At 70.9% G+C, this 15921-nt stretch carries 15 protein-coding genes and 4 tRNA genes; 8 read left to right on the plus strand and 11 right to left on the minus strand.

All coding sequences use genetic code 11. The features are described 5' to 3' along the window. Nucleotides 1-100 precede the first annotated feature (100 nt). A complete protein-coding gene (locus KME80_RS17675; RefSeq protein ID WP_219506568.1) occupies nucleotides 101-3697 on the plus strand; it encodes a S8 family serine peptidase in 3597 nt (1198 codons plus the stop codon). On the opposite strand, the gene KME80_RS17680 is transcribed toward KME80_RS17675, so the two are convergent. From KME80_RS17680 to KME80_RS17690, 3 genes are all read right to left on the minus strand, one after another. Next, a complete protein-coding gene (locus tag KME80_RS17680) occupies nucleotides 3698-4678 on the minus strand; it encodes a helix-turn-helix domain-containing protein (RefSeq protein WP_219506570.1) in 981 nt (326 codons plus the stop codon). An 86-nt stretch (nucleotides 4679-4764) separates the two neighbouring features. Next, on the minus strand, nucleotides 4765-5949 hold the full coding sequence (locus KME80_RS17685) for a globin domain-containing protein (RefSeq protein WP_219506572.1): 1185 nt from the start codon (nucleotides 5947-5949) through the stop codon (nucleotides 4765-4767). A gap of 36 nt (nucleotides 5950-5985) precedes the next feature. Then, on the minus strand, nucleotides 5986-6453 hold the full coding sequence (locus KME80_RS17690; RefSeq protein WP_219506574.1) for an RrF2 family transcriptional regulator: 468 nt from the start codon (nucleotides 6451-6453) through the stop codon (nucleotides 5986-5988). Nucleotides 6454-6536: 83 nt separating this feature from the next. On the opposite strand from KME80_RS17690, the gene uppS reads away from it, so the two are divergent. Further along, nucleotides 6537-7262, plus strand: a complete 726-nt coding sequence (gene uppS / locus KME80_RS17695; RefSeq protein WP_246645113.1) for a polyprenyl diphosphate synthase — start codon at nucleotides 6537-6539, stop codon at nucleotides 7260-7262. Next, nucleotides 7259-8671 carry an EF-hand domain-containing protein gene (locus KME80_RS17700; protein WP_219506577.1) on the plus strand — a complete coding sequence of 471 codons (1413 nt, stop codon included), beginning with the start codon at nucleotides 7259-7261 and terminating at the stop codon, nucleotides 8669-8671. The genes uppS and KME80_RS17700 overlap by 4 nt, the downstream gene beginning before the upstream one ends. A 9-nt stretch (nucleotides 8672-8680) precedes the next feature. Here KME80_RS17700 and KME80_RS17705 read toward each other — a convergent pair whose 3' ends face one another. Then, nucleotides 8681-9019, minus strand: coding sequence for a hypothetical protein (locus KME80_RS17705; protein ID WP_219506578.1), 339 nt, complete (start codon nucleotides 9017-9019; stop codon nucleotides 8681-8683). Here KME80_RS17705 and KME80_RS17710 point away from each other — a divergent pair. After that, nucleotides 8984-9514: a winged helix-turn-helix transcriptional regulator gene (locus KME80_RS17710; RefSeq protein WP_246645127.1), complete on the plus strand. Its 531-nt coding sequence runs from the start codon at nucleotides 8984-8986 to the stop codon at nucleotides 9512-9514. The two genes, KME80_RS17705 and KME80_RS17710, sit on opposite strands and share 36 nt — an antisense overlap. A 42-nt stretch (nucleotides 9515-9556) precedes the next feature. Here the strand turns inward: KME80_RS17710 and KME80_RS17715 are convergent, their stop codons facing one another. From KME80_RS17715 to KME80_RS17740, 6 genes are all read right to left on the minus strand, one after another. Beyond that, nucleotides 9557-9892 carry a hypothetical protein gene (locus KME80_RS17715; protein ID WP_219506580.1) on the minus strand — a complete coding sequence of 112 codons (336 nt, stop codon included), beginning with the start codon at nucleotides 9890-9892 and terminating at the stop codon, nucleotides 9557-9559. Nucleotides 9893-10222: 330 nt separating this feature from the next. Beyond that, entirely contained in the window at nucleotides 10223-10432 is a 210-nt protein-coding gene (locus KME80_RS17720) for a hypothetical protein (RefSeq protein ID WP_219506581.1), read from the minus strand. Between the two features lie 88 nt (nucleotides 10433-10520). After that, nucleotides 10521-10597, minus strand: a tRNA-Phe gene (locus KME80_RS17725). A 5-nt stretch (nucleotides 10598-10602) separates the two neighbouring features. Further along, a tRNA-Asp gene (locus KME80_RS17730) sits at nucleotides 10603-10677 on the minus strand. Between the two features lie 96 nt (nucleotides 10678-10773). Continuing rightward, a tRNA-Glu gene (locus tag KME80_RS17735) sits at nucleotides 10774-10846 on the minus strand. Then, on the minus strand, nucleotides 10847-12406 hold the full coding sequence (locus tag KME80_RS17740) for a metallophosphoesterase family protein (protein ID WP_219506582.1): 1560 nt from the start codon (nucleotides 12404-12406) through the stop codon (nucleotides 10847-10849). It abuts the tRNA gene before it with no gap. Nucleotides 12407-12439: 33 nt separating this feature from the next. Between KME80_RS17740 and KME80_RS17745 the strand changes: the two genes are divergently transcribed. Both KME80_RS17745 and KME80_RS17750 read left to right on the plus strand, forming a co-directional pair. After that, nucleotides 12440-12790 carry a metallopeptidase family protein gene (locus KME80_RS17745; RefSeq protein WP_219506583.1) on the plus strand — a complete coding sequence of 117 codons (351 nt, stop codon included), beginning with the start codon at nucleotides 12440-12442 and terminating at the stop codon, nucleotides 12788-12790. A gap of 110 nt (nucleotides 12791-12900) precedes the next feature. After that, the gene (locus KME80_RS17750; protein WP_308125809.1) at nucleotides 12901-14172 is read left to right on the plus strand and encodes an MFS transporter; all 1272 of its coding nucleotides are present in this window, start codon (nucleotides 12901-12903) and stop codon (nucleotides 14170-14172) included. Here KME80_RS17750 and KME80_RS17755 read toward each other — a convergent pair whose 3' ends face one another. Continuing rightward, nucleotides 14173-14466: a PspC domain-containing protein gene (locus tag KME80_RS17755; RefSeq protein ID WP_219506587.1), complete on the minus strand. Its 294-nt coding sequence runs from the start codon at nucleotides 14464-14466 to the stop codon at nucleotides 14173-14175. Nucleotides 14467-14557: 91 nt separating this feature from the next. Between KME80_RS17755 and KME80_RS17760 the strand changes: the two genes are divergently transcribed. Both KME80_RS17760 and KME80_RS17765 read left to right on the plus strand, forming a co-directional pair. Further along, nucleotides 14558-15712 carry an acyl-CoA dehydrogenase family protein gene (locus tag KME80_RS17760; RefSeq protein ID WP_219506589.1) on the plus strand — a complete coding sequence of 385 codons (1155 nt, stop codon included), beginning with the start codon at nucleotides 14558-14560 and terminating at the stop codon, nucleotides 15710-15712. Between the two features lie 61 nt (nucleotides 15713-15773). Beyond that, a tRNA-Lys gene (locus KME80_RS17765) sits at nucleotides 15774-15849 on the plus strand. Nucleotides 15850-15921: the final 72 nt, after the last annotated feature.

Here is a 15921-nt window from a genome sequence, read left to right on the forward strand (position 1 = left end):
CCATCCGGTCAGCCGCATACCCCCCATTGACCGGTCCTTATCCCGCATCCTCATGAACGAGTAAAGCAATGTGTCATTGCACGACAGATCGGGTTCGTTCATGGGATGGATCACCCGCTTCACCGCCGTCGGCGCGGGCCTGGCGATGCTCGCCGTGCCCACGCAGGCGCAGGCGACGCCGCCGGAGCCCGCCTCCGGCGGCGGTGACCTGCACGAGGTCACGCTGATCACCGGTGACGTGGTCACCGTCAGGGAGGTCGCCGGCGGCAAGCGCGCCACGACCGTGCGGCCGGGCAAGGGCCGGGAGGACGTCAGGTTCTTCACCGAGGAGGAGGACGGCGAGCTCACCGTCACTCCCGCCGACATGGTCCCCTACCTGTCCCGGGGCCTGGTCGACGAGCGGCTGTTCGCCGTGAGCGACCTCATCGAGCAGGGGTACGACGACGAGAGCAGCGAGGTCCTGCCGCTCATCCTGTCCTACCGCGACAGCGACGCGAAGGCCGTCACGCTGCGCAGCGTCAACGCGCGGACGATGCGGGCCGACAAGGACGAACTGCCCGTGCTGTGGGCCGCCGAGCGCGCGGGCGGCGAGCCGAAGCTGCGGGACGGCCTGGCCAAGGTCTGGCTGGACGGCAAGGTCACCGCGACGCTGGAGCACAGCGTGCCGCAGGTGGGCGCGCCGCAGGCGTGGCAGGACGGCTTCGACGGCAAGGGCGTGAAGGTCGCGGTCCTCGACACCGGGATCGACGAGACGCACCCCGACGTCAAGGACAGGGTCGTCGAGGCCCGCAACTTCACCGACGACCCGTCGGCCAAGGACGAGCACGGGCACGGGACCCACGTCGCCGCGACCGTCGCCGGCGTCGGCGCGGCCTCGGGCGGCCTGCGCAAGGGCGTCGCGCCCGGCGCCGAGCTGGTGATCGGCAAGGTGTTGAACGCGAGAGGCAGCGGCACGGAGTCGCAGGTGCTCGCCGGCATGGAGTGGGCGGCCAGGGAGAGCGGCGCCGACGTCGTCAACATGAGCCTCGGCGGCGGCGCCACCGACGGCACCGACCCGCTCAGCACCGCCGTGGACGTGCTGACCGAGCAGACCGGCACGCTGTTCGTGATCGCCGCGGGCAACGACGGCAGCGAGTACAGCGTCGGCTCGCCCGGCGCCGCCACCTCGGCCCTGACCGTGGGCGCGGTGGACGCCGACGACGCCCTCGCCCCCTTCTCCAGCCGCGGCCCCCGCCTGGACGAGGCGGTCAAGCCGGACATCACCGCACCGGGCGTCGGCATCGTCGCCGCGCGGGCCGCGGGCACCGGCCTGGGCACGCCGGTCGACGAGCTCCACACCAAGCTCTCCGGCACCTCGATGGCCACGCCGCACGTGGCCGGCGCGGCGGCGATCCTGGCCCAGCGCCACCCCGGCTGGACCGCCGCGCAGCTCAAGAACGCGCTGGTGTCCACGTCGAAGACCATCGCCGGGCAGACCCCGTACGAGCAGGGCGGCGGGCGGCTGGACGTGACGCGCGCCCTCCGTCAGACCGTCACCGCGACGGGGACGCTGAGCCTGGGCGTGCACGAGGACGGCGACACCGGCGTCCCCGGCGGCGAGATCACCTACACGAACACGGGACAGGCGCCCGTCACGCTCGCCCTCACCCCCTCCGTCACCAACCTCGACGGCCAGGCCCCGGCCGAGGGCGCGGTCACCCTGTCGGCGACCACGCTCACCGTCGAGCCGGGCGCGAGCGCGAGCGTGCGCGTCACCGTGGACCCGGCCAAGCTCCAGCACGGCCGGCACGCGGGCTACGTCACCGCCACCGCGGGCGACGCCGTCGCGCACACCACGATCGCCCTCACCCGCCGGGGCAAGATCCACAAGGTCCGCTTCACCGCCGTGCACGCCGACGGCTCCCCCGCCCGCGTGCCCTTCATCTCCATGTACGGGGCCTCCAGCAGGGACGACGTCTACGGCTACATCCTCGACGAGCAGTCCGGCTGGACGGCCGAGGTCGCCGAGGGCACCTACCACATGCAGGCGATCCTGGGCGAGACGAGCTCCGAGACGCCCGTCGACACGCTCGTGGTGAACCCGGAGCTGCCGGTGACCGGTGACATGGAGATCGTGCTCGACCCCAGGACCGCCGTGCCCGTCGAGATCAGGACGTCGCAGCCGGTGATCCAGGAGGGCATCTCCACCTACTTCACCCACCGCACGTACGGGTCGCGCAAGATCAGCCTGGGCTCGATGAACTTCCCGTCGGTCGACGGGCTCTCGGTCACGCCGACCAAGCCCGTCACGAACGGCACGTTCGAGTTCGCCTCGCGCTGGCAGCTCGCCGCGCCCCGCGTGACCGCCGAGCTGGGCCGCGACCCGCTGGTGGTGCGCCCCGCGATCAGGTCGCCGGAGTTCGCCGGCAAGAAGCGCTGGCCCCTGGCCACCGCCGACGCCGGTGACGTGAAGGGCAAGGCGGTCGTCCTGGTCAGCGAGCAGTTCGGCGACTGGACGAGCAAGCTGCAGGGCATCGCCGACGCCGGAGCCGCCGCGGTGATCGTCGTCGGCCCCGACGGCCGGGCCATGTGGCAGCCGTGGAAGCCGGAGGGCGAGCGCGACCCGCTGCCCACCCTGCTGATCACCCACGACCGCGGCCAGGCGCTGCTGGAGAAGGCGCGCTCGGGCGGCGTGATCGAGGTGAACGGGCAGTTCGCCCCGCCGTACCTGTACGAGGTCATGCAGGTCTCCTCCGGCCACGTGCCCGAGCGGGTCGTGCACGACGTGAACTGGCGCAACACCGCCCTGGTCGAGGCCGGCTACCACGAGTCCGGCGGCGACCGCTACGGCAAGGACCAGCGCTTCGGCTGGCGCCCGTGGCAGACGTACGACCTGGGCTCGCAGATGGAGACGCAGCGCATCGTCAACACGCCGCTGCGCCGGGCCGAGTACGTCAGCGCCGGCGACACCCAGTGGCAGCACGTCGTGCAGCACGCGCTGACCTGGGAGTCGATGAGCCGGCTGCGCGGCGGGCTGACCGACCGGCCGCGGACCTACCGGCCGGGCGAGCGCGTCAAGGAGGACTGGTTCGCCCCGGTCGTGCGCCCGGCCGTCCAGGCGGCGACCCGGACGGGTGACGTGCTGACCGTGCAGGTGCCCGAGTTCGTGGACGCCGACGGGCACCAGGGCTACGCGCGGGACAGCGCCGACAAGGACACCACCGCGGCCCGCTTCTACCGGGACGGGCAGCTGGTGGAGGAGCGCAGCACGCTGCGCGGCGCCTTCCCCGCCGTGCCGGAGGACGCCGAGTACCGGCTGGAGCTGGACACCACACGCACCGGCGACGAGTGGCTGCACGCCACGGCCACGCGGACGTCGTGGACGTTCAGGTCCGCCAGGACGGAGGACACCCGGCCGCTGCCGATGCTCGGCGTCGACTACGACATCCCGGCCGACCTGGAGGGCCGGGTCCACCGGACGCTCCCGGTCAAGCTCGGCTTCACCGCGCCCGCCGCCAGGAAGCTCAGCGCGGAGCTGTCGTACGACGACGGCAGGACCTGGCGGCGGCTGCCGCTGATCCCCGCGGGCCGGGGGCAGCACGTCGCCCTGGTCTCGCACCGCAGGACCGACCTCGGGGTGTCGCTGCGGGTGACCGCGACGGGCGCCGCCGGAGAGCGGTTCGAGCAGACCGTCACCCGCGCGTACGGGGTCCGGTAGTCACAGCCAGCGCTCGCGGGCCGCATGCCAGGCAAGCTGCATCCTGGTCTGCGCGCCCGCGCGCCGCATGAGGTGGTAGACGCGGCGCTGCACGGTACGCAGGCTGAGCCCGAGCTGGCTCGCGATCGACTTGTCGGGGACGCCGGCGACCAGCAGCGAGAGCAGGTAGAGCTCGTCGGCGTCCAGCGGGCAGCCGGCCGCCGCGTCGATGACCTGCCCGTCGTCCAGCGACCGGATCGGCGTGGCCCGGTCCCACTGGGCCTCGAACAGCGCGATCAGCGCGTCCAGCAGGCTGCTGCCGCGTACCAGCGCGGCGGTGGTCTCGGTCCGCCCGCCCGCGTGCTGCACCAGCGGCAGCAGCGCGGTCGCCCGGTCCGCGATCATCATCCGCACCGGCAGGGACCGCACGGCGCGGGCGCGCTCGCCGAGCTTGATGCCGTAGGCGACGTTGGCCACCATCCCGGGCTCCTCCAGCAGGGCCCGCTCGTAGATCACCCGGTAGTCGACGCCCCGGCCGAGCGCGTCCAGCTCCTCGGTGTTGTCCTGGGACGGCATCACCACGTGCCCGGCGCGGCAGAAGTACATGACCTCCTCGCGGGCGCTGTTCTGCAGATGGCGCACCTGCTCACGCAGCGCGGCGCGGCTCGGCAGCACCTCGATCAGCCGGTCGGCGTCGCGGCGGCGCAGGCTGGTGCGGTATTCCTCGGCGAGCTGCTCGACCGCCTGGCGGGCCCAGTCGATGCTCTCCTGCCGCCGCATCAGCAGCGGCCCGAGCGCGACGTCCGGGGCCACCGGCGCGAACCCGCGCCCACCCGCGTCGCGGACCAGCCCCAGGTCCCGCATCGTGGCGAGCGCGCCGGCCGCCGCCTCGGCCGTGATCCCCAGCTCCTCGGCGAGGTCGGCCGCCTCCGCCTCGCCCGCGCGGACGAGTAAGCGGTACGCCCGTTCCGTCACCTCGTCGAGCCCGGCAGCCTCCAACATGGTCCCCATGATGACAGGTGGCCCCCAAACGGCACATAAGTGCACTTAAATCAGGTACGGGGACCTCGTCGCGCTCTCGGCTCCGCTCAGGCCGCGGCGATCCACAGATCGGGGCCGAACACCTCGTAGTGGATGTCCTTGGGCGCCATGCCCGCGCCGATGAGCTGGGCCCTGGCCTCCCGCATGAACGGCAGCGGCCCGCACAGGTAGGCCACCGAGCCCGCCGGGATGTCGACCCCGGCCAGGTCGATCCGGCCCGCCCTGCCCCGCCGGCCGTCCTCGTACCAGAAGATCTTCTCGGCCCGGGGCAGCACGGCGGTCAGCGCCTCCATGTCCTCGCGCAGCGCGTGCTCGGGCTCGGAGCGGTCGGCGTGCAGCAGCAGGACGCGGCGGTCGCTGCCGGTCTCGGCCAGGTGCTGGAGCATCGCGGTGATCGGGGTGCAGCCGATGCCGGCGGAGGCCAGCACGAGCGGCGCGTCGCCGCCCGCCAGCGTCACGTCGCCGAACGGGGCCGACAGCGTCAGCTCGTCGCCCGGCTCGACAGTGGCGTGCAGCAGGTTGGACACCTCGCCCTCGGGGGCGCCCTCGCCGCGCACCCGCTTGACGGTGATCCGCCGCAGCCCGTCGGCGCCGTGGCCGGACAGCGTGTACTGCCGGAGCTGGTGCACCCCGTCGGGCATCCGCACCCGGACGCTGACGTACTGACCGGGCAGCGCGGGCGGGACCGGCTCGTCGCCGACGGGCGCGAGCACGAGCGACATGACGTCGGCGGTCTCCTCGCGGCGCTCGACGACCCGCCACGGGCGCCAGGTGCGGCCCTCGCTCGCGCCGGCCTGCGCGTAGATGCGGGCCTCCATCGCGATCAGGGCGCCGGCCATCAGCCAGTAGACCTCGTCCCAGGCGGCGGCCACCTCGGGCGTGACCGCCTCGCCCAGCACCTCGGCGATGGCCGCGAACAGGTACTTGTGCACGATCACGTACTGGTCGTCGGTGATGCCGACGGCGGCGTGCTTGTGCGCGATGCGAGTGAGCAGCGCGTCGGGCCGCTCGTCCGGGTTGTCGAGCAGGGCGCCGGCGAACGCGGCGATGGACCCGGCCAGCGCCCTGCGCTGCTCGCCGCTGCGCTGGTTGCCCCGGTTGAACAGGCCGTCGAGCAGCTCCGGCCGCTCGGCGAACATCGTCTCGTAGAAGCGGGCGGTGATCGTGTCGAGCGACGCGCCCACGACGGGGAGGGTGGCGCGGACGGTCGCGGCGCTTTCCGCGGACAGCATGGGGGACCTCCAGATAATTGGTATCTGGAATGCATATTAAAGAGCCGGCTCGCCGGTCCCCGATCTGGGTGGGACGCTCAGCCCGAGCAGCACCGGCCTGGTCGGCCCCGTGACCAGCGCATCGACCGTCAGCGTGTCGAGCGACGCATAGAAGGCCTCCTGCGCCTGGCGCAGCGCCCCGCGCAACCGGCAGGCCGCCCGCAGCGGGCACGGCAGCAGCGCGTCCTCGCACCCCACCACCTCGTGCTCGCCCTCCAGCCGGCGCACGATCGAGCCCACCGTCGCCTGCCGCCCCGCCGCCGTGAGCTGTAGCCCGCCGCCACGCCCGCGCCGGGTCTCCACCAGCCCCATCTCGCTCAGCCGCGAGACCGCCTTGGCCGCGTGCGTATAGGGGATCGCCAGCACGTCGGCGGCGGCCCGCGTGGTCAGCAGCTCGTCACCGCTCACGACGGCCAGGCGCATCACGATCCGCAGGGAGATGTCGGTGAAGGCGGTCAGGCGCATGCCCCCAAGGTAATCCTCCCCACCGACCCACCTTGACACCACGCAAGGTAAAGCTACAGTTACCCTGAGTCATGGGGGTGGTCATGCTCTTGCCGCGGCACGTCGCCTGCGTGATGGACGGAAACGGCCGGTGGGCCGCGCAGCGATCACTGCCGCGCACCGCCGGCCACGAGGCCGCCGAGGCCGCCGTGATGGACGTCATCGAGGCGGCGCGCAGCGCCGGGGTCACCTGGCTGAGCCTGTACGCCTTCTCCACGGAGAACTGGCGGCGCCCGGCCGCCGAGGTCGACATCCTCATGCGGCTCGTCCGCCGCGCCATCCGCAAGCACGCCCCCGCCCTGCACGCCCGGGGCGTCCGCTGCCGCTTCCTCGGCATGGCCGACCCGCGCATCCCGCAGCCCCTGGTCCGCGACATCACCGACCTGATGACGCTCACCGGCGACAACAGGCGCATGACGCTGACCGTGGCCTTCGACCACGGCGGACGCCGCGACATCGTGGCCGCGGCCCGCTCGCTGATCCGCTCCGCCACGCCCGCCGACCAGGTCACCGAGGACAGCTTCGCCCAGCACCTGCCCTACTCCGACACCCCCGACGTCGACCTCGTCATCCGCACGTCCGGGGAGCAGCGCATCTCCAACTTCATGCTCTGGCAGGTCGCCTACGCCGAATGGGTCTTCCCGCAGGTGCTCTGGCCCGACTTCCGCGCCACCCACTTCTGGGAATGCCTCGACACCTACCGGCGGCGCCAGCGCCGTTTCGGCGACGTACGCCAGTCCACCACCTTGACCGGGGAGGGTCACCGATGAGCCGCACCACCACAGCGGAGACGACGGACGTCTTCGGCGCCGACTCCATCCTGCGCCGCCTGGTCGGCGAGGCGCGCTGGGGCCTCGCGGTCACCCGCGCCACGCTGCTCGAAGCCGCACATCCGCAGATCGGCGCGGCACTGATGGAGAACTCGACGTTCCTCACCCACCCCTGGCGGCGGCTGCGCAACACCGCGACCAGCTCGCGGCGCATCCTCAGCCCCGACCCCCGCGTACGCGACCGCGAGGTGGCCCGGCTCAACCGCCTCCACGCCCGCATGTCCGGCACCGACGCCCAGGGCCGCCCCTACGACGCCACCGACCCCGAGGCCCGCGCCTGGGTCGCCGCCACGCTCTTCGAGTCGACGGTGGCGATGTGCCGACTGAGCGGCGAAACGCTCGACGCCGGCGAGATGCGGCGGCTCTACGACGAATACCGCATCTTCCTGACCCTCATCGACGGCGACAACGAGCACCTGCCCGCCACGCTGCAGGAGTTCTGGCCCTACTACGACCACGTCGTCGAGAACCGCCTGGAGAACAACGACGCCGTGGGCGTCATCCTCTACCGGCTCCTGGCCAACGTCCCCGCGCCGCCGGCGCTGCGCGGCCATCCCCTGGTGTGGACGGTCGGCCGGGCCGTGGCGGGCCCGCTGGCCACCGCCGTCATCATCGCCTCGCTCCCGGAGCCGTTCTGCCGGCGCGTCGCGCTGCCCGACCTCCCCGGGGCCCGGACCCTCATGCAGGGCGCCTACCTGACCGCCGGCCTCGCCACCCGCTACCTCCCGGAGAGCTGGACGCGCGTCGACTCCGTCATGGGCCTGCTCGACCCGTCGTCCGCCACCCCGTGGGACACCGTACGCCGCAAGGCCGGGCAGGCCGCGGCCCTCCTGCGCCTCATCACCCCCGCCCCCGCCGCCGACGACCAGCAGGTGGTCCTGTCGGCCGACCGCTTCTTCAGCGAGGTCCTCGACCAGACCGGCGACGGCTACCTGCGCTGGCCGGACCTGGCCGCCATGGCGAGGGAGGTCGCCACCCGGCTCGACCTGGGCGAGCAGGACGAGGAGCGGCTCTTCCAGGCGTACGCCGCCTGGTGGCGGGAGCTGCAGGCCGCCCTCGACGGCGACGACGACGGCCGCGTCACCCGCCAGGAGTACGCCGCCGCGGCCGCCTCGCTGCCCGGGGCCGGCCTCATCAAGATCGCCGATGTGCTGTTCGACGTCACCGACGTGGACGACGACCAGAAGATCGACGCCCAGGAATACCGCGACCTGTTCCGGACGGCCTTCGGCCGCGACCTGGCCGGTGACGGCAGCTACTCGCGCGGCGCCTTCGTCCGGCAGTTCGTCTCGTTCATGTCCGGCCAGGAGCACTCCGAGGCCTACAGCACGCTCCTGACCCAGGCGTGACAGCGCGCGCTACCGCCCGCCGTCCGCCGACTTGACCTCGACCAGCACCACGTTCACCTCCCCCGCCAGCAACTCCCAGGCGTGCTCGAAGGCGTCGTCCTGCCAGACGACCGCGCCCGGGTTCAGATCCACGATCTGGGTGGACCCGTCCGCCCAGGTCACCTTCTGCCGCCCGGTGCCCAGGTTGACCACGAGCATCGGGCGGTGCGCGTGCATGGCGCTCTCCCAGCCGTGCGACGCCCGCGCCTGGATCACCCGTACGTGCTCGTTCTCGAACAGCACCTGATGCGCGTCGGGATCCACGACCGTCGCATGCCCGTGCTGTCGATCTTCGATCGAAACACTCACTGCGCCCTCCATCGCCTGCCGGCCTGTGCTCGCTCCGAGCTCCAGCACCACGGCGTGATCCGCCGCCGCACCCGCGAAACCGCCACCGGGCCCCAGGTCTACGAACTCACCGAACGAGGCAGGAAGCTGGAGCCGGTCATCCTGGCCCTGAGCGACTGGGGCATCGACGCCCCCCACCCGCCCGAGCCCACCTCACTCAGCGCCACCTCGGTGCTGATCTACCTCCGGGACCACGTCCACCCCGACCCGGCGGCCCCGCCGACCGTCTGCCGCCTCGAACTCGACGGCACCACCTGGACCCTCCGCGCGGAGTCCGGCCGGATCCAGGTCCACAGCGGCGAACCCGCCACGGCCGACCTCTCCCTCCGCACGACCCCCAAGACCCTCAGCGCCCTGCTGACCGCCCCCGCCGCCCTCGACGCGGCCCTGGAGGAGGGCACGGTGACCTTCGCCGGCAGCCGCCCCGCCCTCGACAGCCTGCTGTACGGACGCTGAAGGGAATGCCAGGGGCGTCCGTTGGTCCTGTGTAGTCGATGACTACTGAGTCACCCTCAACGTCCATTCGACCGACTCGGGGGCCTGCACGCGAACTCTGAGCCGCGTCTTCGATTTGAGGTCGATTTGGTTCATAGTCGGCGTGATCGTGCTGTCGAGGCATGTGAACGGCATCGAGACGAGCGGCTCCAAGGCAATCTCCGCTGTTCCTGCGCCTCGGCAGTCGAACATCACCCACATACTGCCCTTGTCCGCCCGAATGTCCGCGATGACGCTGGATCCCCATGTCGGTCCGGCAGTCGCCAGCGTTTTCGTGCCCGACTCCATGCCGGGGACTCTCAGGATCTCGGCGGCCGGAGGTTCGATGGTCTCCTCCACTGCGGTAGGGCCAGGCGACGAGACAACGCCTGACGCGCCAGGCGTTGGGCGGGCTGCGGGTGTAGAGGTGCACGCCGTCAACATCCCGGCGACAATGAGAACTCCAGCGAGCGACGCTACCTGCCGAATTGCCATTGCCCTATGTCCTCAGCCCTGGGCGATGTACCAGCCGACCTTTCCACTGCCTTCACGATGTCACGCTCTGCCGTCACCTCGACCGAACCCGGACGCGACCGTAACCGACGTAGCCGAATTCGTGCCGACCGACCCACTCGACACTGGGCCGGGTCGGGCGCCGATGCCGACGACTTCGCCCACCGTGAAAGCTTCTCAGTAGAGCCACTTCTCGCATCGGCGGTGTCTGGTCGGCGCCGGCTCCTCGCCTCTCAGCAGGGTCAGCCGTACGCTCTGCCGAGCTTTCCGCTCAGCGATGTTCGCGACTTTCCCGACGCCCTTGTAGGACCCGCCCACGTCGTGCCTGAAGCGGCGGCCGTCCTGCTGCTGGATGCGTAACGGCATGGTGTTGTCCGTCCGGCTCACACCTGGATTCTGCCAGCCGCCGGTGTCGTCGGCACACAAAAACGCCCCGGAGCGAGATCGCTGCGGGGCATCTTGATTGTTCGAAAGCTGGTGGTCAGGGGCAGGGTCGAACTGCCGACCTTCCGCTTTTCAGGCGGACGCTCGTACCAACTGAGCTACCTGACCCAGAGCGGTCCTGACGGGACTTGAACCCGCGACCTCCACCTTGACAGGGTGGCGAGCACTCCAAACTGCTCTACAGGACCTTGCGACTTGCTTCGTTCTCTTTGCGCTCGCTTAGCTTACCAGCTCTTCGGAGGTCCTTCGACCTGCCGTTTCGCGGGTGCGCTAGGCGCTCGCGGTGCCCCCAACGGGATTCGAACCCGTGCCGCCGCCTTGAAAGGGCGGTGTCCTAGGCCGCTAGACGATGGGGGCTCAGGATTCCCTGTCGCCTTCCGTCGGAGACCTCTGAAGCATAGGGGACGATTGCCCTTGATGCCAAAGTGGCGAACCGGCGGCCGGTGACGTAGTGCCGCTGAGCGTCCCCGTTGGCGACGGGGCGTTCGTCGGCGCTGGGGAAATCATACGTCCCGGGTCGGGCTCCACGTGACGCTGCATGTACACCGACTGCTCGCCGAGTCCGCCGAGGGTGATGTCGTCCCAGGCCTGCAGGCGTTTCGTCTCGCGGTCGAAGTACAGGACGGAGGCCTGGACGGGCGTGGGCTCGGCGTGTTCGAGGGCGCGCAGGCCGGCGCCGCCGGTGGAGCCCTGTACGAGGACGCGGGTGCCGGTGGGCAGCATGGTGGTGGAGCGTTTGTGGGCGTGACCGGCCAGGACCATCGGCGTGGCGCCGGAGAAGCCGCGGGCGACGATGTCGTCGTGGACGGCCACGAGGTCGGCGTTCTCGACGTTCTCGCGGTGGGCGCGGCCGAAGGCTTCGAGCGAGGCGGGGTCGGTGTCGACGTGTACGGACTTGTCCGGGGTGAAGCGCGGGTCGCCGAGGCCGTAGATGCTGAGTCCGGCGACGTTGCGCATCTTGTCGTCGAGGACGACGGCGTTCTTCTGCTTGGCGACGGCCTTCTCGGTGGTCTTGGAGTCGTGGTTGCCGCGTACGTACACGTACGGGACGCCGAGGCGGCCGATCTCCTCCACGAACTTGTTCTCGGCCTTGCTGCCGTGGTCGGAGATGTCGCCGGTGTCGACGATCAGGTCGACGGTGAACTGTTCGGTCAGGGACCGGATGACGTTCCAGGCGATCGGGTTGATGTGGATGTCGGAGACGTGCAGGACGCGGATGGAACGGGGGTCGGCGTCGTACACCGGAAGGGTTGAGACCGCGTCGTACAGCTTCGAGACGTTGGTGACGAGTTTGGTGAGTTGCGAGCGGTACGACTCGAACCGGGTGACGATCGACTCGGCGCTGCCCACGAGGGAGGGCGCCGCGGCGACGAGGCCCGTGTAGCGGGGCTCGACGAGCGAGCCGGGGTGAAAGGTCCGGGCGGCGACCAGTCCGGTCGTGGCGAGCGCCACAGCGGCCACCAGGAGGCCCGTCAGGGCGACGCGGGGCCGCCTGAACACCATGAGGACGGCGATCAGCGCGCCGGCCGCGGCGCACAGCAGCGAGCGGATGGCGAGCTCGCGCACGCCCGCGAGCAGGTCGCGCTCGATGATGCTGGGCAGCCGGTCGGTGAGGCGGGGGTCTTCGAGGAGCGATTTGGCGCGTTCCTGGTCGATGTTCTCGAGCGTGATGCGCAGGGTCAGCGGGGCATCGTGGGTGCGGAACGTGAGCGTGCCCAGCGGGCTGGCGTCGACGATCGTCTCGCCGCCCCAGGAGGGGGCGACGGACATGCCGGTCTCGACGGGGCCGACCTGCGCGTGCACGGTCCCGCTGAGGAAGATGCCCAGCCAGGCGCCGGCCGCGGCGACGACGAGCACCGCCACAGCTTTGGACGCCCGCGACCTGATGACTGCTTTCAACCTGTCCAGGAACTTCATACGGTTTCTTGCTTACCCAGCCCGCGAGGCAGAATGGCACGTGTGATCGAGGTTTCCCCGGAGAAGTTCGAAGAGCTCGTGGCCGAGGCGCTGGACACGATCCCTCCGGAGCTGACCCGTGTCATGAGCAATGTTGTCGTCACTGTTGTGGACGATCCGCCAGAACCCCACCTTCTGGGCCTGTACACCGGCATTCCCCTCACCGAGCGCGGCGACTGGTACTCCGCAGTCCTGCCCGACCGCATCGAGATCTACCGCAATCCGATCTGTCAGATCTGCGACACGGAAGAGCAGGTCGTCGAGGAGGTACGGATCACGGTGGTTCACGAGGTCGGCCACCACTTCGGCATCGACGACGACCGTCTCCATGAGCTGGGTTGGTGACCCTTTAACCTCCGGGTGACGCCAATGGGTTGCGCCTTGCCGAATGATCGGGCACCTTAGGTGACATACTGAACACTCTCAGTCAGGCACAGCGGAGTCCAATGGGGGCCATGCGGACGCGACGGCTGCCGGGACGGCATCGCCGTGCCACAGAGCGCCAAGCCACTTACGGCGAGGTCATCGCCGTCAAGGAGTTCAGAGCGCTCTGGTACGGCCAGGGGCTGTCGCTGCTCGGCGACCAGCTCGCCCAGGTGGCCCTCGCCGTGCTCGTCTACGACCGCACCCGCTCCGCCCTGGCCACCGCCGCCGTCTACGCGCTGACCTACCTGCCGTCGATCCTGGGCGGGCCGCTGCTGGCCGGGCTCGCCGACCGGTTCGCGCGCCGGGGCGTCATGGTGGCCTGCGACCTGCTGCGCGCCGCGCTCGTGGGCGTGATGGCGCTGCCGTTCATGCCGTTCCCGGTGCTGTGCGGGCTGGTGTTCCTCGTGGTGCTGCTCAGCGCCCCGTTCTCGGCCGCGCGCGCCGCGCTGCTGCCCGAAGTGCTGGAAGGCGACCGCTACGTCGTCGGCTCGGCGTTGCAGAACATGACGAACCAGGCCGTGCAGATGCTCGGCTTCGCCGCCGGCGGCGCCGTGATCGCCGCCCTCGGCCCCTACCGCGCGCTCGCCATCAACGCGGCCACATTCCTCGCCTCCGCGCTGATCCTCGTCACCGGCGTACGGCGGCGCCCCGCGGGCGAGCACGCCGGCGGCAGACCGTCCATGTGGACGATGACCAGGGCCGGCGCCCGCCTCGTGTTCGGCGACCGCAAGCTGCGCACGCTGGTGCTGTTCGCCTGGCTGTGCGGCTTCTACGTGCTGCCCGAGGGCATCGCGGTGCCGTACGCCGTCGAGCTCTACACCGGCACCCTGCCCGTGCCGGTGATCACCGGCCTGCTGATGGCGGCGATGCCGCTGGGCACGGTGGTGGGGGCGTTCCTGTTCAGCAGGTTCGTCACGCCGCCCGGGCGGATGCGGCTGATGGGCTGGCTGGCCATGCTGAGCTGCGCGCCGCTGATCGTGACGGCGATGCGGCCGCCGCTGGAGGTCGTGCTGGGGGCGTGGGTCCTGTCGGGGATCGGGGGCGCCTATCAGCTCGCCGCGAACGCCGCCTTCGTCCAGCGAGTCCCTCCTGACCAGCGCGGACAGGCGTTCGGGCTGGTGCAGTCCGGGCTCATGGCCGCGCAGGGCGTCGCGATCCTCATCGGCGGCTACGCCGCCGAGAAGCTGGGCCCCGAGCCGGTGGTCGCCCTGTCGGGCATCACCGGCCTCATCGTGGCCGCCGTGCTGGCCATGATCTGGACCGAGTCGCGCGGCCGCGTGCGCACGCAGACCGCGACCTGATCACTGCTGCGGCTTCTGCTCGTCGCTCCACGGGCTGGTGCCGCTGCCGCTGTTGCTCTGCTGCTTGTTGATCAGGTCCTGGACGATCGACGTCTCCTTGCCCTCCTCGGGCATGAGCAGCCAGCCGATCGCGTACACGCCCACGCCCAGCCCGCCGAACAGCGTCATGACCGCGAGGCCGATGCGGATGAGGTTCGCGTCGATCCCGACGTACTCCCCGACGCCCGAGCACACGCCCGCGATGATCCTGCCCTTGCGGGTCCTGCGCAGCTGCTTGGTGTTGTATTCGCTCATGCCCCAAGACTGCCCTGCCGCCCTGCGTTCGCACATCGGGATTGCCCCTGGTAGAACCCTGGTAGCCCCCTAAGCGAGGAGAGGACGCGCGATGGACGACCTGCTGCGGCTGGACGACCGGCTCGACGCCGACCAGCGACTCATCCGCGACACCGTGCGCACCTTCGTCACCGACCGCGTGCTGCCGCACGTCGGCGACTGGTTCGAGGAGGCGACCTTCCCCGCCCGCGAGCTCGCCCCCGAACTCGGCGCGCTCGGCCTGCTCGGCATGCACCTGGAGGGCTACGGCTGCGCCGGCACCGACGCGACCTCGTACGGCGTCGCCTGCCGCGAGCTGGAGGCCGGCGACTCCGGGCTGCGCTCGTTCGTGTCGGTGCAGGGCTCGCTCGCCATGTTCCCCATCTGGCGGTACGGGTCCGACGAGCAGAAGGAGCAGTGGCTGCCGCGCATGGCCGCCGGCGAGGCCATCGGCTGCTTCGGCCTGACCGAGCCCGACCACGGCTCCGACCCCGCCAACATGCGCACCTACGCCAAGCGCGACGGCGACGACTGGGTCCTCAACGGCTCCAAGATGTGGATCACCAACGGCTCCATCGCCGACGTGGCCGTCGTCTGGGCGCAGACCGACGACGGCATCCGCGGCTTCGTCGTCCCCACCGGCACCCCTGGCTTCTCCGCCCCTGAGATCCACAAGAAGCTGTCCCTTAGGGCATCGGTCACCTCGTCCCTCTACTTCGACGACGTCCGCCTGCCCGGCAGCGCCGTGCTCCCCGGCGTACGCGGCCTCAAGGGGCCGCTGTCGTGCCTGTCGGAGGCGCGCTTCGGCATCCTGTGGGGAGTCGTCGGCGCCGCCCGCGCCTGCCTGGAGGCCGCCGTCGAGTACGCCAAGACCCGCGTGCAGTTCGGCAAGCCGATCGGCGCCTTCCAGCTCACCCAGGACAAACTCGCCTGGATGTACGTCGGCGCCGCCCAAGCCGGGCTGACCGCCCTCCACCTCGGCGCGCTCAAGGACGCCGGCACCCTGGAGCCCCGGCAGATCAGCTTCGGCAAACTCGCCAACGTCCGCGCCGCCCTGGACATCGCCCGGGAGGCCCGCACCATCCTCGGCGGCAACGGGATCACCCTGGAGTACCCTGTGATCCGGCACATGAACAACCTGGAGTCGGTGCTGACCTACGAGGGCACCCAGGAGATCCACACGCTGGTGCTCGGCGAGGCGCTGACCGGGCTGGCCGCCTACCGGTGACGAGACGAGAGCGAATGGCGTCGCGGGCGGGGCGGTAATCTCTGTACGCTTGTCGTTGCGAGGGGCGTTAGCTCAATTGGCAGAGCTGCGGACTTTTAATCCGTAGGTTCCGGGTTCGAGCCCCGGGCGCCCTACCAGCTCCCCACCTGGGGAAACCCTCGCTCGAAGATCATCTTTGAGTGAGGCGTGACAGCATAAAGTGACAGCGC

Source organism: Nonomuraea ceibae, assembly GCF_019396325.1.
Classification (GTDB): Bacteria; Actinomycetota; Actinomycetes; order Streptosporangiales; family Streptosporangiaceae; genus Nonomuraea; species Nonomuraea ceibae.